The sequence below is a fragment of the Shewanella chilikensis genome, assembly GCF_037953065.1.
Taxonomy (GTDB): Bacteria; Pseudomonadota; Gammaproteobacteria; order Enterobacterales; family Shewanellaceae; genus Shewanella; species Shewanella chilikensis.
This window is the reverse complement of record NZ_CP149966.1, coordinates 1,227,956-1,247,731: the sequence shown is the minus strand read 5'-3', so window position 1 is coordinate 1,247,731 and position 19,776 is coordinate 1,227,956. Positions and strand designations below refer to the sequence as shown.

The 19,776-nt window shown below is 54.4% G+C and carries 14 protein-coding genes; 7 read left to right on the top strand and 7 right to left on the bottom strand.

Annotation, left to right across the window (positions count from 1 at the left end):
• Nucleotides 1–122: 122 nt before the first annotated feature.
• The 4 genes from WKR14_RS05770 to nhaD all read left to right on the top strand — a co-directional run bounded on the left by WKR14_RS05770 (nt 123) and on the right by nhaD (nt 5,969).
• The gene (locus WKR14_RS05770) at nt 123–1,775 is read left to right on the top strand and encodes a chloride channel protein (RefSeq protein ID WP_234556097.1); all 1,653 of its coding nucleotides are present in this window, start codon (nt 123–125) and stop codon (nt 1,773–1,775) included.
• A 124-nt stretch (nt 1,776–1,899) separates the two neighbouring features.
• Nucleotides 1,900–2,919, top strand: a complete 1,020-nt coding sequence (locus tag WKR14_RS05765; RefSeq protein WP_165564694.1) for an aspartate carbamoyltransferase — start codon at nt 1,900–1,902, stop codon at nt 2,917–2,919.
• Nucleotides 2,920–2,948: 29 nt separating this feature from the next.
• Complete coding sequence (hemL, locus tag WKR14_RS05760) at nt 2,949–4,232, top strand: glutamate-1-semialdehyde 2,1-aminomutase (protein WP_144380184.1); 1,284 nt, start codon at nt 2,949–2,951, stop codon at nt 4,230–4,232.
• 486 nt (nt 4,233–4,718) lie between these two features.
• The gene (gene nhaD, locus WKR14_RS05755) at nt 4,719–5,969 is read left to right on the top strand and encodes a sodium:proton antiporter NhaD (protein WP_226564331.1); all 1,251 of its coding nucleotides are present in this window, start codon (nt 4,719–4,721) and stop codon (nt 5,967–5,969) included.
• Between the two features lie 237 nt (nt 5,970–6,206).
• Here nhaD and WKR14_RS05750 read toward each other — a convergent pair whose 3' ends face one another.
• The 6 genes from WKR14_RS05750 to WKR14_RS05725 form a co-directional block, all read right to left on the bottom strand.
• Nucleotides 6,207–7,523, bottom strand: a complete 1,317-nt coding sequence (locus tag WKR14_RS05750) for a sugar MFS transporter (RefSeq protein WP_339087732.1) — start codon at nt 7,521–7,523, stop codon at nt 6,207–6,209.
• Between the two features lie 219 nt (nt 7,524–7,742).
• Nucleotides 7,743–8,888 carry a transmembrane glucosamine N-acetyltransferase NagX gene (nagX, locus tag WKR14_RS05745; protein WP_339087501.1) on the bottom strand — a complete coding sequence of 382 codons (1,146 nt, stop codon included), beginning with the start codon at nt 8,886–8,888 and terminating at the stop codon, nt 7,743–7,745.
• A gap of 91 nt (nt 8,889–8,979) precedes the next feature.
• Nucleotides 8,980–10,125, bottom strand: a complete 1,146-nt coding sequence (gene nagA / locus WKR14_RS05740) for an N-acetylglucosamine-6-phosphate deacetylase (protein WP_339087500.1) — start codon at nt 10,123–10,125, stop codon at nt 8,980–8,982.
• A 49-nt stretch (nt 10,126–10,174) separates the two neighbouring features.
• Nucleotides 10,175–11,173: a glucosamine-6-phosphate deaminase NagB-II gene (gene nagB-II, locus WKR14_RS05735; protein WP_144217325.1), complete on the bottom strand. Its 999-nt coding sequence runs from the start codon at nt 11,171–11,173 to the stop codon at nt 10,175–10,177.
• Complete coding sequence (nagK, locus tag WKR14_RS05730) at nt 11,170–12,123, bottom strand: N-acetylglucosamine kinase (protein WP_144437959.1); 954 nt, start codon at nt 12,121–12,123, stop codon at nt 11,170–11,172. The genes nagB-II and nagK overlap by 4 nt, the downstream gene beginning before the upstream one ends.
• Before the next feature lie 415 nt (nt 12,124–12,538).
• On the bottom strand, nt 12,539–15,241 hold the full coding sequence (locus tag WKR14_RS05725; RefSeq protein WP_339087499.1) for a family 20 glycosylhydrolase: 2,703 nt from the start codon (nt 15,239–15,241) through the stop codon (nt 12,539–12,541).
• 624 nt (nt 15,242–15,865) lie between these two features.
• Between WKR14_RS05725 and WKR14_RS05720 the strand changes: the two genes are divergently transcribed.
• Complete coding sequence (locus WKR14_RS05720) at nt 15,866–16,552, top strand: SapC family protein (protein WP_025889427.1); 687 nt, start codon at nt 15,866–15,868, stop codon at nt 16,550–16,552.
• 161 nt (nt 16,553–16,713) lie between these two features.
• On the opposite strand, the gene WKR14_RS05715 is transcribed toward WKR14_RS05720, so the two are convergent.
• Nucleotides 16,714–18,066, bottom strand: a complete 1,353-nt coding sequence (locus WKR14_RS05715; protein ID WP_404829479.1) for an NCS2 family permease — start codon at nt 18,064–18,066, stop codon at nt 16,714–16,716.
• A gap of 355 nt (nt 18,067–18,421) precedes the next feature.
• Here WKR14_RS05715 and WKR14_RS05710 point away from each other — a divergent pair, with 355 nt between their 5' ends.
• Together WKR14_RS05710 and torC are read left to right on the top strand one after the other, a co-directional pair.
• Nucleotides 18,422–18,574 carry a nitrate reductase gene (locus WKR14_RS05710; RefSeq protein ID WP_025009952.1) on the top strand — a complete coding sequence of 51 codons (153 nt, stop codon included), beginning with the start codon at nt 18,422–18,424 and terminating at the stop codon, nt 18,572–18,574.
• A gap of 18 nt (nt 18,575–18,592) precedes the next feature.
• Nucleotides 18,593–19,771, top strand: a complete 1,179-nt coding sequence (gene torC, locus WKR14_RS05705; protein ID WP_339087497.1) for a pentaheme c-type cytochrome TorC — start codon at nt 18,593–18,595, stop codon at nt 19,769–19,771.
• Nucleotides 19,772–19,776: the final 5 nt, after the last annotated feature.

The following is a 19,776-nucleotide window of genomic DNA, read 5'->3' as shown; positions in this document are numbered from 1 at the left end:
AGCCCCTTATATAAAAATTTCCATCTTGGGTACTAAGATTTCACATCAGGCTTCGGAAAGCAGCAGTGCAGACAAGATTCAGAAAGTTCAAACGTGAGGCGCGAAAGTATCTGCGCCACCAGATGAGAGACAAGCTGTCCCAAACGAGGATCAGTATTCAACTGTGTCTGCTGGCCCTGTTGTTTGCGCTGATGGCCTCGGCTGTCATCATACTGTTTCGCCTGCTGCTGCAATGGGCCAATCATTTTACCCAAACACAGGAATGGGATTTTACGGGCTCAATCGGTGACTGGCGAGTCCTGTTACCACTTTTTGGGGCTTTTTTGATCTGGCTAGTGGCCAGATTCGGCTCCAAACGCTACAAGCGGATGGGCATAGCCTATGTATTGCACAGGGTGAAACTGCATTACGGCAAAATTCCGCTGCAATCGGCACCGGGGCAGTTTTTTCAGGCGCTGTTTGCACTGGCGAGCAACTTCTCGGTCGGTCGTGAAGGCCCGGCCATTCATCTGGGTGCGGTCACCGCCTCGGTATTGGCAGAAAAATTCAAGCTGCCGGACAACAGTGTGCGCATCATGTGCGCCAGCGGCATAGCCGCCGGGATAGCCGCCACCTTTAACGCGCCCTTGGCTGCCGTGGTATTTGTCCTCGAAGTGGTGCTCAGAGAATACAAGGTACAGTACTTCTTCCCCATCATGCTGTCGGCCATCTGCGGCGCCGTATCCAGCCAGGTGGTGTTCGGTAATATCCACGAGTTTGATGCCATCAAGGTCAGCCATATTCCACTGGATCAGTACCCGCTTCTGGCACTCGGCGGTATAGTGCTGGGGGGCGCCGCGGCCCTATTCAATCACAGCCTTATTCAGGTGACCGAGCGCGGCCAACACTGGCCCTTGATTATCCGCCTGTTACTGGCGGGTGTCATCACCACTTTGATAGGCCTGGTGCTGCCTCAGGCATTGGGCAGCGGTGAAATGGCCATAGGACTCGCGGTCAGCGACAACCCGGCCATCTGGTTTTTGCTGGCGGTATTGCTGGCCAAGATTATCGCGACCATTGCTGCCATCGGCCTTGGGATCCCGGGAGGGATCATAGGTCCACTCTATGGCATAGGCGCCCTGGGCGGCGCCATTCTGGCTCAGGCGACCGCGCTGCTGTTTCCCTCGGTGGCCCCCTATGCAGGGCTCTATACCGTCATCGGCATGACCGCCATGATGGGAGTTTGCCTCAGTGCACCGCTCGCTGCCTTGGTGGCACTGCTGGAGATGACCAACGATGCCTCCATCATACTGCCCGGAATGATAGTGGCCGTGCCCGCCTACCTCATCGCTTATCAGGGGCTGAACGCCAAATCCATATTCTTTCGCCAACTGGATATCATGGGCCTGGGTTATAAAGTGGCCCCGGTTAACCTGGGGTTACAGAAACTCGGGGTACGCGCCCTGATGGACAGGCGCATAGTGATAGTCAACAACAATGATGAGCTGCTGCTGGAAGTAATGAAACGCGCCCAGGGCAGGCCCGTGCTTGCCAGAGATGCCGAAGGCCAGATTGCCATGCTGGAGTTGCAGATGCCTTCGTTTGACACTGACACCAGCCTGACCCAACACAGGATCCAGGGGCTACCCGACTCGGCTACCCTCAACGAGGTGTATGAAATTCTGGCGCCGAAACGCGCCGGTGAAGTCTATATCTATCAGGATAACCCGGAGAATATCGTTGGAGTGATCAGTTGGTCTAACCTGCAGCAGGAAATCCGTGCCGGAGAAGTGTAATTTCAGTCATCAGTCATTTTCATGACCGCCGCCTTCTGTTATAGTTGCGCCTCAGCCAAACCCTACATAACCCATGGGTCCAGACCTCAGTGTCAACACCCAACTGCATTGGAAACCAAGGCTGATGAACCATTTCCAGGGATCACATATCCTCTCTGTAAACCAGTTAGATCTGGACGCCATTCAAACCATTTTCTCAGTAGCCCAAAAGATGACCCCATACGCACTGCGCGAGAAGCGTACCAAGGTGCTGGATGGTGCTATTCTCGGCAATCTGTTTTTTGAACCCAGCACCCGCACCCGGGTCAGCTTCGGCTGCGCCTTCAACCTGCTTGGCGGCCGGGTCGCTGAAACGGTCGGCATGGCCTCCTCGTCGCTGTCCAAAGGGGAGTCCCTCTACGATACCGCCAGAGTGTTGTCCAGCTACTCGGACGTGATAGCCATGCGCCACCCCGAGTCCTACTCGGTACGCGAATTTGCCGAAGGCAGCCGGGTGCCTGTGATTAACGGCGGCGATGGTGCCAACGAGCATCCAACCCAAGCACTGCTGGATCTGTTCACCATACAGAAAGAACTGCATAGCAAGGGCTTAGGCATAGATGGTATGCATATCGCCATGGTCGGCGATCTCAAATACGGCCGCACTGTGCACTCGCTGTCGCGTCTACTGTGCATGTACAAGAACATCAGCTTCACCCTGATCTCCCCCGCCGAGCTGGCAATGCCTGACTATGTGATCGCCGACATTGAAAATGCCGGGCATAAGATCACAATAACAGACCAACTGGAAGGCAATTTAGATCAGGCTGATATACTCTATCTGACGCGCATTCAGGAAGAACGCTTCCCCTCGCAGGAGGAAGCCGATAAATATCGTGGCAAGTTCCGTTTGAACAGCGCCATATATACCCAAAATTGTAAGTCCAATACAGTGATCATGCATCCATTGCCTCGGGACTCCAGGCTGCAGGCCAATGAGCTGGACAATGATCTTAACAACCATCCCAACCTGGCTATCTTCCGTCAGGCCGACAATGGCTTGTTGATCCGCATGGCACTGTTTGCCCTGACACTCGGGGTGGACAATCAGTTGGAAAAATACGAGTGTCCGGTTAACTGGTATTCACGCAAGGCCGATCGCTAGAGAGCGGCCACTGACTTTAAGGATTAAACATGACCCGTTCTGAAGACCTGTTTGAACAGGCCAAGAAAACCATCCCCGGCGGTGTGAACTCGCCAGTACGTGCCTTCAATGGTGTAGGCGGCTCTCCCCGCTTCATCGAAAAGGCCGACGGTGCCTATATCTATGATGCCGACGGCAAAGCCTATATCGACTATGTCGGTTCCTGGGGGCCTATGATCCTGGGTCACAACCATCCCAAGATCCGCGAAGCGGTTCTCAAGGCGGTGGAGAACGGTCTGTCTTTCGGCGCACCTACCGAGCTGGAAGTGCAGATGGCAGAAAAAGTCATTGAGATGGTGCCTTCCATAGAGCAGGTACGCATGGTGAGCTCTGGCACAGAAGCCACCATGAGCGCCATACGCTTGGCTCGTGGTTACACCAACAGAGACAAGATCCTCAAGTTCGAAGGCTGCTACCACGGCCATGCCGACTGTCTGCTGGTTAAGGCCGGCTCAGGCGCCCTGACTCTGGGTCAGCCCAGCTCCCCAGGGATCCCTGCTGACTTCGCCAAGCACACTCTGACTGCTGTCTATAACGATCTGGACTCAGTCAAAGAGCTGTTCAGCCAGCATCCGCAGGATATCGCCTGTATCATACTTGAGCCGGTTGCCGGCAACATGAACTGTATCCCGCCGGTTGCAGGTTTCCTTGAAGGACTGCGTGAGCTATGCGATCAGTTCGGCGCCCTGCTGATCATCGACGAAGTGATGACAGGCTTCCGCGTCTCCAAGAGCGGTGCCCAAGGCCACTATGGCGTGACACCGGATCTGACCACTCTGGGTAAGGTTATCGGCGGCGGTATGCCGGTTGGTGCCTTCGGTGGCAAGAAAGAAGTCATGCAGTATATTGCCCCGACTGGCCCTGTGTACCAGGCCGGCACACTTTCGGGTAACCCTATCGCCATGACTGCTGGTCTGGCTCAGCTGGAAGCCCTGTCAGAGCCTGGCCTCTATGAGGAACTGGCAGCCAAGACCAAGCGTATCGCCGAAGGCTTCAAGGCCGCGGCCGACAAGCATGGTATTCCCATGGCCATCAACTATGTTGGCGGCATGTTTGGTTTCTTCTTTACCGATGAAGAGAAGATCACCGGCTTTGAACAGGTCACCAAGTGCAACATGGAGCAGTTCCGCGCCTTCTATCACGGCATGCTGGACGAAGGTATCTACCTGGCACCAAGCGCCTTTGAAGCAGGCTTCCTGTCCATGGCTCACGGCGAGCAAGAGCTGCAAGCGACTCTGGATGCAGCCGAACGTGTCTTGGCACGCATGAAGTAATCCGCAGATGGATTGAAAACGGGGCCTACATGGCCTCGTTTTTTATGCCCACTTATGCCCACTCCCGCCGGGTAAATTTGTCTGGCGTCCAGCTCGAATTCTGGTTGCTCAATTCCCCTTCTGCAAATTTCCACCCAACGCCATGCTCACAAGCCAATTGAGGCTGCACCATGGCTGTCACGCCAACTTGCCACCGGCTCGCGAGTCGACTGTCGCGTTTCGCTGCCAAACAAACCCAATCAGTACAAAACACCAAAATACAAAAAACAAACAGACCAAATCACTGGATTCCCCCGAAAGCCAGCGGACACTTATCACAAAGTCTAAGAAAATGTGTTCCAGTTAACAGTTGCGTTATCTATGTCAGTGTGGTCTGATCCGCACGCGCTATCACAGCTTGATTAATTGAACCTTGATGGCCGACACCAAAACTGCCCACATCCCCCAGGGCAGACGAACATAAAATCAGCAGTTGGAATTGCATTTATGCTCTATACCTTTCTTATCATACTGGCGGTGTTGGCACTGCTGAGTATCATTTTTGAAGAGGTGACTCACCTCAACAAAGCCAAAACGACTCTGTTTTTCGGTTGTATCTCCTGGATAGCTCTGTTCATGTCTGCCGGCGACCCCGGCCATGAAAAACTAATAGAGCATCAACTCAATGAAAACCTGCTGGAAATCGCGACGCTCTGGCTGTTTTTGATGTCGACCATGACCTTTGTGGCCTACCTCAACGCCAAGGGCATGATCCAAATTTTAGTGCAGAAGCTGTTTCCGCAACGGGTGAGCACCCGGATGCTGATGCTGCAAGTCGCCCTGTTTTCCCTGGTATTGTCGGCCATCTGTGACAACGTCACCGCTACCTTGGTCTCTCTGGGACTGCTGACCACCTTCAAGCTCGACAAACAGATGCGTCGCCGGATGGCGGTATTGATTATCTTTGCCGTCAACTCAGGAGGAGTTTCTCTGATAACGGGTGACGTCACTACCCTGATGATCTTCCTCGGCGGCCATGTGCATATGTCAGAGCTGTTGATGTTGGTGCTGCCGGCGGCGTTCAGCGTGATGTTGCTGGCAATACTCTTCTCCCTCAATGCCAAGGGCGAGGTGTCCACCACACCTATTCGTCAAAGTTACGAGACAGTGGATGTGCTGATCGCCATCATCTTCTTCACCACCATATTGATGACCATGGCACTGAATATTCTGTTTGCCATTCCCCCCGTGCTGACTTTCCTCACCGGGTTGTCAATCATGTTCCTGGTGGGCCACACAGCCCGTAACGACAAAGAAGAGCTGCAGATCCTCGAGTATATCCGCCAAGTGGAATACGACACCTTGCTGTTCTTCCTCGGGATCCTCTTGTTGGTGGGTATGCTCAAAGAGATAGGCACGCTGGATCTGCTGGCCCAGGTCTACGCCCGTCACGACCCCAACATTTCCAACTTTGTCACAGGTATGGGCTCGGCGGTATTGGATAACGTGCCACTGACCGCGGCACTTTTGAAAGCCGCACCGCAACTGACCACACCAGAGTGGCTCGGCCTGACCTACGCAGTAGGTGTTGGTGGCTCTCTGCTGGTAATAGGTTCGGCGGCCGGGATCATCGCCATGAGCAAGGTCAAAGAGCTGACTTTTGTCTCCTACCTCAAGTATGTACCAGCGCTGCTGCTGTGCTACTCGGTGGGCTATGCTCTGACGCTGCTACTGGGTAACTACTTCTACGGCATTTAATATCTATGCCAGCGATAATGGCTCAATCAAGGAGCAAGTGGCTCATAGCCACAAGCGTACGACTAATCCAAGTTGGAATTGATTACCTGCCAAGCTCGGCACGGAAAGGTTAACTGGTTTCTTTATCTATTCTATTTGTTGCAAGAGCCAGAGTTACAGAAGAATACAAGAGATACCTTGATAAGCAAGAAGCCACCTGTTTAGCAGGTGGCTTCTTTATGCCCGGAATTCCCCTGTTTACCAACTGCGCATCTTATGGCCTTTCAGCGCATAGAAGAGAATAAACAGATAACAGGGCAAGCCTATCCAGTAACCCAACTGCACATTGTCACTGAAGTGGGCGATCTTGCCGAATATCAGCGGCAGTATGGCGCCACCTGAAATACCCATGATCAGCAGCGCCGAGCCCTGGGCCGTGTACTTGCCCAGCCCTTCCAGCGCCAGCGGCCACACAGAAGGCCAAACCAGAGCGTGAGCCAGGCCCATCAAGGCGACGAAGGTGACTGTATCCGGAATAGTTGGAATACCGCTCCATCCCCACAGCAGCGACGAGATAGCATGACTCTCGGCCGATGAGAAGATGATGCCAAAGATGCAAGCAATACCCGCCAAGGCCGAGGCGAGTAAAGCCTTTTCCTGGCTGATAAAACGTGGAATACAACTAACCCCCAAAAGGTAGCCGATAACCATAAACACCATGGTGTAGGAGGTCAGGGATGCGAAATTGTTGACCTCGAGGCTGGCACCATAGAGGCCTATGGTATCACCGGCAATCACTTCAACCCCTACATAGGCAAAGATGGCCATGGCGCCCAGGACCACCTGAGGGAAATGCACTATACCACTCTTGTCGGCGTGCTCTCCCTCTTCTCCCTCGAAGGCGATTTCCGGCAAAGCAGAAAACTTCACCAGTGCGATCAGTACCACAAGCGCCAGCGTCATATAGATATAGGGCATCACCAGACGCGCAGACAGTTCGCTTATTTGGGCTTCTCGCTCGGCCGGGGCCATGGCAGCCAGATGCCCGGCGGTGAACCCTTCCAGATCAGCCAGTACCAAAGCGGTAAACAGGATAGGCACTATCACCCCGGCCCCCTTGTTAATCAACCCCATGATGGAGATCCGCATGGCGGCGCTCTCCTTTGGACCAATATGCACCACATAGGGGTTGGACGCCGTCTGCAAAATGGTCAGGCCGGTTCCCAGTACAAAAAGCGCCAGCAGGAACATCAAAAAGTTGGCGCTGAAGGCGGCGGGAATAAACAGCATAGAGCCGACGGCCATGATCCCCAGCCCCACCGCCATGCCATTGCGATAGCCGGTACGGCGCAGGATAGACGACATGGGCAGCGCCATCACGGTATAGGCGATGTAGAAGGCAAAGGTGACAAACAGTGCCTGAAACTCATTGAGCTCACAGATGATTTGCAGAAAAGGGATCAATGAACCATTCAACCAGGTCACAAATCCAAAGATGAAAAACAGCGCACCTACGATAGTCATAGGCAGAAAACTGCTTCTTGAGGCTGCGTCAGCCGGGGTAGCAACTGTCATGTTCATAAACCTGCTTCTTATAGTAATTTATTGTTTGGCAACCAAATTTATCGGCGCCCCATCCATCTTGAGTGGTGTTTAACCCTTGAAACCTTGATGCCGCGGCAGCTTTATACACGGCTTTGTTTCAATAAAGTTACGTCATAATAACAAAAAAGACAACGCTGTCATTAATTTTAAACCAGACAGATGGCCGCTTGTTCGCCTCACTTAGGCAAGCTAAACCCGAATAAACAACTGCCTGCGATACATCCACCAGAGCAGCAACCATTGCACCCCGAGCATGGCCAATACCCCAAGCAGTGGCTGCCAGTTCTCGGGAGCGCTATTGATAAAACCGCCAAGCAGACTTTCGCTGCTATAGCGCCACTGAACCAGACTGGAAGCGAGATAGATGATGATGGCGTTGCAACCAATCACCACAAAGGGGAAACCCAACCAACGCAGCCCAAGCACATCGATAACGGCGTAGAACAGTGCCAGCAGCAACAGACTCCAGCCGCTGCTCACCAGCACAAAACTGCTGGTCCAAAGATCTTTATTAACCGGGATCAGAGGATTAAGCAGCCAGCCAAGCCCCAAACAAACAAGCCCGGCCAGACACAGCAAACCTACCCTGCCCCAGGCTGAAAAACTTTGCTGCTGCAAAAAGCGGCCCACAAACACACCGGCCAAAGCATTGACCACTGCGGGAAGGGTCGATAACAGGCCTTCCGGATCATAAGGCTTATGTTGGTAGCTGATCCCGGGCAGGAAATGACTGTCTACCCAGGCGTTGATGGAACCGGCGGCGCTGAAGTCCCCGGCACTGCCACCCGGGACCGGCAGCCACAGCTGCACCATGGCGTATCCCAGCAAGATAGCGACTGCAACATAGATCTGGGTTCTGAGCCCTGTGTGCCACACCAGCATGGCGGCAAAAAACCAGGCGAAGGCGATACGCCCCAAGACGCTGGCATAGCGTATCTCATCCAGGGCCGCCGGCATGCCCGTCCCCCAGCCGTGATTGTAGAGCACGCCCAAAAACAGCAGTAAAGCCAAACGCTTAACTGCGTGCTTATATTTTGGAAGTCGCTCGGCAAACGCCAACTTGTCCAGACGCTTGGGAGACAAACCCAGGGCAACGCCGGAGAGGAAGATAAACAGCGGGAAGATAAGATCGTAGAAGGTAAAACCATGCCAATTGCTGTGGTGCATCTGGCCATCGAACCAACGCCAGCCACTCCAAGTAGTCAGCAGCAAGAGGGCGGCAAACAGCGCTTCACCGCCGAGGATCCAGAACATGTCAAAGCCCCGCAGCGCATCGAGCGACATCAGCCTGGGCTTGTTGGCGGTCTCAGCTACCGCCGCTATCTTTTCAGTCATAGGGCTTCCCTGTTGTTATTATCTTTATCCGGGTAAAAGCTGCACTGCTTATGTGAAGACGGTTAATGTGTTCTTGGCGCAACGGCTTATTTCAGCGCACTCTTTCCTCGGCGGCGTAAACCAATTGACCGCCGATATAGGTGCTTTGCACCTTGAGTTCATTATCGAGCACCAGAAAATCGGCACGTTTGCCCGCAGCCAAGTGGCCCAGTTGCTCGAGTCCAAGAAATGCCGCCGGATACTCGCTCGCCATCCGCATGGATTCTTCAACACTGAGCCCCAGCAGAGAGACAGCGTTTCGCACCGCGGTATTCATATCCAGCACACATCCGGCCAGCTCTCCTGTGATGGCGTTGAGTCTGTCGCCCTGGCGCAGCACTTGCTGGCCAAAGAGCTCAAAACTGGCATCTTGATCCAACCCCACGGGTGGCATGGCGTCCGTCACCAAGAGCATCTTGCCTTTGGCCTTGGCGCGGATGGCCACCTTGGCTGCGGCAGGATGCACATGGTGACCATCGACGATAAGGCCACACCAACTGGCCTCGTCCTCTATGGCGGCGCCCACCATACCCGGTGCTCTGGAGCCCAAGGGCGACATGGCGTTGTAGAGGTGAGTAAAACCGCTGGCACCGGCCGCCAGGGCCGAACGCACGGTATCATAGTCGGCATTGGAGTGACCTAGACAAACACGGACACCGGCCTCGACCAAGGCACTGATAACCTCAGGCGCCATATTTTCCGGCGCCAGGGTCACCAAGCGAACACCCAAGTCCTGACGGCTGAACAATGCCAGCTCGGCATCGGAAATTCGGCGGATATACTGCTGTGGATGCACGCCTTTCTTCGGCACAGACAAGTGCGGCCCCTCAAAATGTATCCCCAACACCCCAGTGCTTTGCCTGGCTATCGCCTCGGCCACCGCATCGGCCGCGCGGTTCATCACTTCGATCCTGTCGGTGATCAGGGTCGGCAAAAAGCCTGTGGTGCCGAACCTGGCGTGGGCCCGGCCTATGGTTGCGATACACTCGAGCGTAGGCTCGCCGTTAAACAGCGCGCCGCCACCGCCATTGACCTGCACATCGATAAACCCGGGTACGACCAGGCCTTGCAGGCGGATAGCATCTGAAGCGGCCGCAGAGCCCAAGGCCTGCAGATGGCCGTTCTCCACGGCAAAGCTCAGATTGTGATGATATTGCCTGCCATCGAACAAGCGCTCAGCGATAAAGGTTTGCGTCATTCTCTGCTCTCCACTGCGTTATCCAGGTTGGGCACGCCGGCCACTTTAATCAAAGGGTTTGGGTGACTTTCTTAAGCCCGGCCGGTTGATCCGGATCTATGCCTCTGGCTATGGCCACAGCGGCCACATCGATATAAAAACGCTGCAGCAATGCCAGAGGCGCGACTCTGGGATGAACCTCATTGGCAGTTTGCTTGAGGTGAACCAACTCAGCGCCGCGGCGCCCGACTTCGGCTATCTGCTCAAGATGGCTGGCATAGGATTCATCGGCCACACAGACATCGACTATTTTGAGGTGGTTCTCCACCAGAGTCACAGGGCCATGGAGAAATTCGGCGCTGGAGAAGGCCTCGGCATGGATAGAACAGACTTCCTTGAGTTTGAGCGCTATCTCTTTACTGATGGCATAACCCAGTCCACGTCCCAGCACTACCAGATTGTTGCTGCCCTGCAAAGATTCGGCAGTCAGTTGAGGTTCTGCATCCACAGCCGCCTGCAGCGCCTGGGGCAATTCATCTAAGGCGCGGGCCAACTCAGGGCTCTGGGTCCAGGCAGCGGCCAGTTGCAGCAGCGCCGACAGGGTAGCCAAATAGCTCTTGGTGGCGGCCACCGCCTGCTCCTCTCCAGCGCGAAGCGGCAATACAAGATCGACTATGTCCTTGATAGGTGCAGTTTCATCATTGACCAGCGCCACGCAAAAGGCACCGGCTTCGCGGGCCATCTTGGCCTGGGCCAGAATATCCGGGCTGCGTCCCGACTGAGAGATAACTATCACCAGGCCACCGGCCAACTGCAAGCGCTTGCCATAGACACTGGCCACCGAAGGCGCGGCGGCAAAAGTAGGCACACCTGCCTCTATTTCAAACAGATACTTGGCAAATACCCCGGCGTGATCAGAAGAGCCGCGACCCACAATCATCACAAACTTGGGAGCAAACTCGCGCAGCCGCTGCCCCAGTTCTCGGGCTAACCGGTCATTGGCCTGCAACTGGTTGGCAATCTTTTCGGGAGCACTGCGAGCCTCGCGCTCCATTATGGTATGGGTCATGGTTTCACCTTTGCTAAGTCGTATGCGCCGGCATCGGCCGGACGGGCTGAAAATTGCGAGTCTTGATGTTGGTGCATGGCAAAGTGCACGGCACCGATTTCCGGTGGCGCCAACACAGGGGCGATTCGTTCGACCACATCGTCGGCCAGCCAGGGCCTGAGCGGCTCGGCCAGGCCGCCTATCATGGCAAATCGCGGCGGATTGAGTTCAAACAGGCGCCGTGCCAACCGGCTGATATAGTCGGCACCTTCGCTGACAATAGCGGTAGCGGTATCATCGCCCTCGGCCGCACAGGACAACACTATTCTCGCCAGGGCGGCATAACAACTGGAGGAGCGTCCGGCGAGGTTTTCCACTATCCCCAGGGCATCTGTCACCCCGAAATGGGCCAGCAGTTTGGCGCCAAGGGCTGTTTGCGGCGCAAAACCATCGAGCGACAACAACACCTGCTCCGCGGCTTTCAAGCCCATCCAGGCACCACTGCCCTTATCGCCCAGAGCAAAACCATGACCACCGAGAGACAATTGCCGCTCACCCACATGGGCATAACCACAGGAGCCTGTACCTGTGATGATGACGGCACCATCTTCCCCCTGGTGGGCGCCAATGCAGGCGGTATGCAGATCTGTGGTCAGGTACATGGCGGCAAAGGGATGCCTCCAATCGAGGATCTCCTGATAAAGCCTGGGAATATTGACACCGGCAAGCCCGAGACCGGCCACCATATTGGCGCAATCGGCTTGCCGCAGACCGGCATCGGCCAGGGCCAAACCTGTAGCACTGATGATGGAGTCGAAAGTTTGGCTCAGACCGTGCAAAGGATTGGCCCGACCGGCAACTCCGGTTCCCAGCACACCCTTTTGCCGGCAGTAGACGGTTGCCCGGCACTTACTGCCGCCGCCGTCTATCCCTATATACACTTGTGCATCCGGTGTCGGGTTTTCCCCCATGGCAGACCTCTTTCTGTTTCTTTTATGGTCACGGCGCAATCTGGCGCGGCGGAACACTGACAAATCGCTGCAGTAAGGCGCCTTTCAGGATTAACCCGGTGACATTCCACTGAGCGGACTCAAGTTAAAGCAATCGTTAACCATGTGGTTAAACTAATGTTACATCAAAAATGACAGCGTTGTCATTTATTTTTAATCAGCAGAAATCAATAGACTCATGGCTAGGACTTTGACTTGATTAATATATTGAAAATTAACCAATAAATACTCAGTAAGCCGCTATATTTGAGCGACTCAGACTTCCTTAACCACTTTTAAACGCCACTCAAGTATTAAAACCAGGCATTAAAATAAGTCAGGCAGCGTGGCTGGCGTTATCTGTTAACGCCAGCCCACATCAGTACCTGCTTAAAGACTAATTCAGTGGCTGAACCCGGCTATAGCGGCGGCCATCGGGTGAGACAGTGCGAAGCTCAAGCGGCGCTGCAATTGCCACAGGGCCGCGATACTCCTGCCACTCAGCTCCTGGTAGGCGATATTGGATCTTGAGCCCGGGAAAGATGATATTGGCCTCAAGCTTGCCATCCTTGATTCTGCCGCCCGGCAGCGGCAAACGGTAATGCACCCCGGCCTTATCCAGCTTGGCCAGCTCCTTATGCCCCAGGATGTTGGCCAGTCGATGCCAATCCTCTGCCTGCGCCTGTCGCTGCTCGGCAACGAAGTAACCGGAATCCTGGCTGTAACTTGCCCCCTGATGCCGGTAAGCCAGTTCCCAGTCCGGCTTATGCCAGGCCTTTTCCGCCAAAACCAAGAGGCGAGGGAAAATCATATAGGCTGCGGTCGTGTCGCTGCGAATCGTCTCGCTCCAGAGTTGCCCCTGCAGGCCAATAAAGCCCCTGCCCGGCGCCATTGGGCCGCTGAGACGCTTTCCTTGTGGGCTGAGTTGCTCTGTGTCATCGGCAATAAAAGGCCTGGCCTCAATATCGCCCCACTGCTCGGCATTGGCCGGCAGGTTATCCGGCATAAAGCTGTGCAACTTGCGACTGTTGCTGCTGCGGCTGGCCCAGTAATAGCCGGGCTCTTTCGGATCGGCCGCCGGCGGCATATCGAAATAGAGTACTTCCGGGTTGGACAGCACAGTATCCCAGCCGAGATTGGCCTGGGCATGCGCCCGTTTGAAGCCGCCGTGGGCGACTATGTCCCAGATATTACTTTGCACCGGGCTCGGCATATTGGCCGGGTTGACGTGACTCATGCCATCGCTCCAACCGGCCGCCTCTATGCCGCGCTCGGCCAGCATCTGCGATACCCGCTCAATAAAGTAGGCGCCGAGGGCAGATTTGTCGGCCACCCGCTGCGAATTGGCCGCAATAAAGCGTTCACAGGCCGGCGAGTCGAGCCAGGCACCGGCGGTCTCATCGGCACCTATGTGGTAGCGCTTAAGCGGTACTCCGGCGGCCTGATGCAGCTTGGCAATTTCATCTATCACCTTGGCGACAAAGGTGTAACTGGACTCCATACAGACATTGAGCGTGTTGTCGTTGTAATACTGAATAGAGCTGTAAACAGTGGCATCCTCGGGATCCGCCAGCAGGTATTGGCTGGCGGCCTGACTGTCGCCCTGAGCCAATAGCTTGCGGCTACGTGCCCGCATCGATTTGATGGCGGCGCGGGAGTGCCCCGGCATATCCATCGACGGGATCACCTGGATCTGTCTTGCGGCGGCAAACTTGAGAATATCTATATAGTCCTGGGTCGTGTAGTACCCGTTGACCTGAGTCTCAGGATTGGGGCCACTGCCCAGTTGCGGCAGCAAACAGCGGTTTTCATCGAGATCGTGGCAGCGTTTGCTGCCAATCTCGGTCAGCTCCGGCAGACCGGGGATCTGCAGGCGCCAGCCTTCATCGTCGGCCATGTGCAAATGCAATACGTTGAGCTTATAGGCCGCCATCTGCTCCAGCAGGCTCAGCACAAACGCCTTGGAGTGGAAGTTGCGGCCAACATCCAGATGCATGCCGCGAAACGGGTATCTGGGGCCATCTTGAATGCGCAGCTGTGGCAGTGCTATTGATTGGGTCTCATCGGCAGGCAACTGCAGCAAGGCGGCAAGACTCGCCAAGCCATAGGAGTAACCCGCGGCGTCTGCGGCGGCCAGGTTAATTCCGCCGGCCTCAATCTCGAGTCGATAGTGCTCGCTTTGCCCTTCCTCAAGAGGCAGCAAGTTAAGCGCCAACCCTTGCTCGCTCTGGCTTACACCCAGCCTTTGTAGGCGCAAGAGCGCCGCCTCGAGTGATTGCAGCTCGACTCCGGTAGCTATGTGGCTCGGGTTAAGCTTAATCCCGGCATTGAGGGTGACAGGTGTTTGTTCAAGCCAAGTCACTGAATCCGGCTTAGGAATAAGGCTTGCCACCGCAAGGCCGGCATCATCGGGAGTATCGGCATTTTGGCCGAAGACGACATTGGCGGTATCCCAGGGCAGCCTATCCTGTGAGCTGCGACGATATTGTTTTTCGGCATCCGTGTAAGGCTGCACATAGGGAAGCAACTCAAGCCCGGTATCCGGGTCTTGCTTAACTTCAGTGCTGGCGATGACCTCCGGCTTGAGCCCCTCAACCACCATGTAATAGTTGGGCATGGCATCGATTTCCGACAGCTGCCACAGCTCACCGCGAAAATTGATCATTTCGCTGACACCCTTTTTGAAACCGCCGAAGGCGGCGGTTGGCGTCAGACGATGCAGATCGCCCTGAATATGCTCTATATGAAACTCAGGTGAGGCAACCGAGAGTACCGGACGCATCTGGCTAAAATAGATGGCCCAGTCAGAAGCACTGAGATCTTCGCTCGGAGTCAGGCGAATTTGCGCCTGGAAACAGCGGCCTTCGGCGCGGCTCGGGTCGCAGTTATCATCCGGCACATTGGACAGCACGGCATATTTCAGCTGCAAACTCTGGGCAAAGCTATGTAGCTTATTCTGAGTCAGATCTTCGTACGAGGCTTTTGACGAAGAACCGGCTTGGCTCTGCCCTGGTTCAGTCCCGGTTGCCGGCGGCTTGTCAGAACAAGCCGTCAGCCCCAAGCTCAAGGCAATGGCTAACGCGGCGATAGTTAACTTCATTCCGTTACTCTCCTGTCCTTATTATTGTTTTCACCATGATGCCATATTCCCTGTCGACTCAAGCAGTGGCTGTCACCTCAACAAGCTATGTTGAGTGACAACCGGGATAAAAAAATGGCCAGGTACTGAAATCAGCACCCAGCCCACTCTAGTTTCCGGGGAGAGACTACAGTATTGAAAACACAGTTGCGCAGCCGCCCGACAGATACTCAACTGTGGAAGGCATGTAAAGGAGACCTCATCCTCGACATGCAGACCTTACAAGACAACATGGCCATGAGAACAATAGTCACACAAATAATGACAACGCTGTCATCGGTAAACATACACAAGTACAAACCTTATTTCTACATTTTTTTGACAATTTTTATTTTCCCAAGTCCCCTTGAAAACAGCGCTTGCGAACATATTTTTAACAATGACATCCAGTTTGACCACTGTTAACATCCGCAGCATGCTTGGGGTCACAAGCCAATAAGTCTCAAGCTGAACTTTTTACTGGTTTGCGGTACTAATACAACCGAAGAAGCGGTTCTGGCGCCGATATTTCAGTGACGATTTATTTTCCGGTGCGTCAGTTGATTGGCTGACGGAACCTCAAATAACAACAAGGATAAAAAGACAATGACAGCACAATACGTCCCGCTCAACAACGGCGCACACAAGGCTCTGAAAGTCACTCCAGGCATAGATTTCAGCGAATTTGAGAAGCACCATATGTTGCCTTTGCTGGTGCAGGAATTTTTGCCTGCCGCCACCAGTTTCCCGATCATTTTCGCCAAGAACAGCCAAAGTGGAGATTTCCAGCCGGTTGCCATCACCTCTCTGAAGCCTGAGAGCAACTGCTTTATCAAGGACAACACCTGGACCCGACGTTACCTGCCAATGCAGTGCCGGATGCAGCCTTTTGCCGCCGGAGACTCCAGCCAGGAAAATGTCCTTATCGGTATCGATGTCAACAGCAAGCATGTCAGCGAAGACAAGGGCGAAGCCCTGTTTACCGAAACCGGTGAGCAGACAGAATTCCTGAAAAACCGCATCGAATTTATCGGCAACCTGATTGAGTACCGTGAAATCACCAAGCAGTTCGTCAAGACCCTGACCAGCCATGAATTACTGCAACCCAAGACTCTGACAGTAACCAACAAACAGGGTGAAAAGAGCAATATAGATGGCCTCTATATCGTCGACGAGCAAAAACTCAATGCCCTGAGCGATGAGGTTAAACTGGAATTTGCCAAGCGCGGCGTCTACTCACCGGTTTATGCTCACCTGTGCTCGCTGAACCAAATCGACTTGCTGCTGGATTAATCCACTCATCCCTATTCCGGGGCAATAAAAACGGCGGCCAAAGCAGTGATGCTTGGCCGCCTTATTGGATCAGGGTCAGTATGCCCTGTAGGGAATTAAAAGCGCCAACAAGCAAGGCCTTGTCAGCCCTCGAAGCCAAGTCTAAAGCTTGAACCTCAAGATTAGATGGCCCAGCCGCCCATATAGAACACCACCAGGCCTATGGTGATAACCAATACACCTGGCTTGAGCTTGCGCCACTCACCGCTGCAGATACGGCCGATGACCAGAGTTGCAAACCCCAGCATAATGCCTGTGACTATGTTGCAGGAGAGTATGATGAATACCGCGCAAGTCAGTCCCGCCATGGCGTCCACCTTGTCATCGAAGTCCAGCTTGGTGACATTGGACAACATCAGCAGTCCCACATACATGAGCGCAGGCGCCGTGGCGTAGGCTGGCACCAAATAAGACAGGGGTGCCAGGAAGATCATCAGCAGGAACAGCACACCCACCACAGTGGCGGTCAGGCCTGTTTTTCCGCCTGCGGCAGTACCGGCGGCCGATTCAATGTAAACAGCGGCAGGTGCGCCGCCCACCAGACCGGCGAAAATAGAGCTGACAGAATCCGAGGTCAGCGCCTTGCCGCCACCTATGATGTTGTCGTCCTTATCCAGCAGATTGGCTTGTCCGGCCACGGCTCTTATGGTGCCTGTGGCATCGAAGATGGCCGTCATCACCAGCGCCAGCACTATCGGCAGCACCACAGGGTTAAGGGCCCCCATGATATCCAGCTGGCCAATCAAAGAGCCTTCTGCGCCTAAGTCGGGTATGGCAAACACGCCTTTGAACTCCACATTGGGGTCAAACAGCAAACCAAACACTGACAGAGCGATGATCACCAACAGAATGCCGCCCGGCACCCGGCGACGCTCGAGTCCGATAGTGGCAGCCAGCCCCACGACAGTGGCGATCACCGGCAGGCTGTGGATGTCGCCGAGCTTGACCGGCAAACCGGTATCATTGGCCACAATCAGTTGCACACTGTTAGTGGCGATCAGCAGCAAAAACAGGCCGATACCTATCCCTGTACCATGGGCAATCCCCTTGGGCAGGTTAGCAAGCACCCACTGGCGAACGCCGGTAACGCTCACCAGGGTAAAGACGATACCCATAAGGAAAATCGCTCCCAGGGTGACAGGCAGGCTCATGCCCTGCCCCAGCACCAGACTGAAGGCGGTAAACGCAGTCAGTGAGATGGCGCAGCCTATCGCCATCGGCAGATTGGCCCACAGGCCCATCAGCAATGAGCCGAAGGCGGCAATCAGACAGGTGGCAATAAATACGGAGCCGGGATCAAACCCGGCCTTTCCCAACATGGAGGGGACAACGATAACTGAGTAAACCATGGCAAGAAACGTGGTCAAACCGGCGATCACTTCCTGGCGGACTGTGCTGCCACGAGCGCTGATATTGAAGAAGCGTTCCAGCCATGATGATGTAGTAGGTACAGCGGTACTTGTCTTTGAAGACATCATAATTATTCTACCTTTTTGATCTCTTTATTCGGGTCAGATGACGCCGGCTACGGCAGGTGAGAGCCCCGCTGGGCGGGTGAGAGATCCACAACAAAACGTGACCTGCAGGTGGTGGGCACCAAGGAGTATCGTCAAACGATGTCCAACGCAGCCTTTGTTGGTCGCGGATAATACTGCAAATTGGCGCCCCCGGCTAAAAAGATTTCGGGATCTGTGGCTCATCCTGAATATGCAGTTGTTCATAACTTTTCATATTTACTCAAATCCCATTCATTGGCAGCGCAATCGTCATTCACATCCTTTCCCTATAGTGGCCCCATCAAGCAAACCCTGCTGCGTTGGAGCAATCACTATGTCTGAGTCCACATCAAGCAAAAAACAGGAACTTATGGCCCACGGCCTGATTATTTTCATGCTGTTTCCGGCCCTGACCATCACAGGTATCAGCCTCTATGGCCTGATCATCTGGATCATGCTGGCCCTCGGCGGCGTCGCCAGTCACTGATACAAGAGGATTGAATAGATGAAACGGTTAATAGCAATCTGGCGTACTCTCAATCGCCCGACCAAGTACCTGAGCCTGGGCGCCATCAGCCTGTCGGCCTTTATCATGGGCATTGTTTTTTGGGGCGGCTTCAACACGGCGCTGGAAGCCACCAACACTGAGGCCTTCTGTATCAGTTGCCACTCGATGGAGAGCAATCCCTATCAAGAGCTGCAGCAAACTGTGCATTGGTCGAATCACTCCGGCGTGCGGGCAACCTGCCCTGATTGCCACGTGCCCCACGACTGGAGCCGCAAGATAGCCCGTAAGATGGAAGCATCTCACGATGTCTGGGGCTGGCTGTTCCAAACGGTCAACACTCCGGAAAAATTTGAAGCCAAGCGTCTGGAAATGGCCAGCCGTGAATGGAAACGTTTTGCCCGTGACAACTCCCAGGCCTGTAAAAACTGCCATGACTACAAGTCAATGAAATGGGACGAGATGTCAGCCCTGGCGCAAAAACAGATGAAACAAGCGGCCGAGAAAGATCAGTCCTGTATCGATTGCCACAAGGGCATAGCTCACAAGCTGCCTGATATGGGTACTGCCAGAGCCCCGGAACTGATTGCCGAAGTGGGTTCGGGTGAAACTTCACTGCAACAGGGCGGCAAATATTTCAGCGCCTTGACCAAGCCTCTGTATCTGGATGACAAGAGCACGGAAGAAGCCGGTACTCTGAACGTGGCCACCGAAATCAAGGTGTTGGAGCTCAAGGGCAAGCGGGTCAAAATCGCCATCGATGGCTGGCGTAAAAAGATAGGTGCCGGCCGGGTGATCTACATGGGCTTCGGTATCAATATCCTCTCGGCTCAGTTGACCAAGGCAGCCGCCGAAACCGACGGGGTGATCAAGACCTTTGAAGAGAAAGAAGATCCCATGACTGGCCTCAAGTGGCAGCGTGTGGAAGCCGAGATCTGGACCGACAGCGATTATCTGCTGACCGAACTGGCACCACTCTGGGGTTATGCCCGCAGCACTTATGCCTCAAGTTGCAGTGTCTGCCACACCCAGCCCGATGAGCATCACTTCGATGCCAACACCTGGCCGGGCATGTTCCAGGGGATGTTGGCCTTCGTCAACATGGATCAGGACACCCAGGCACTGGTGCAGAAATACCTGCAACAACATTCTTCCACCTTCAGCAAAGAAGAGCACTAAGAGGT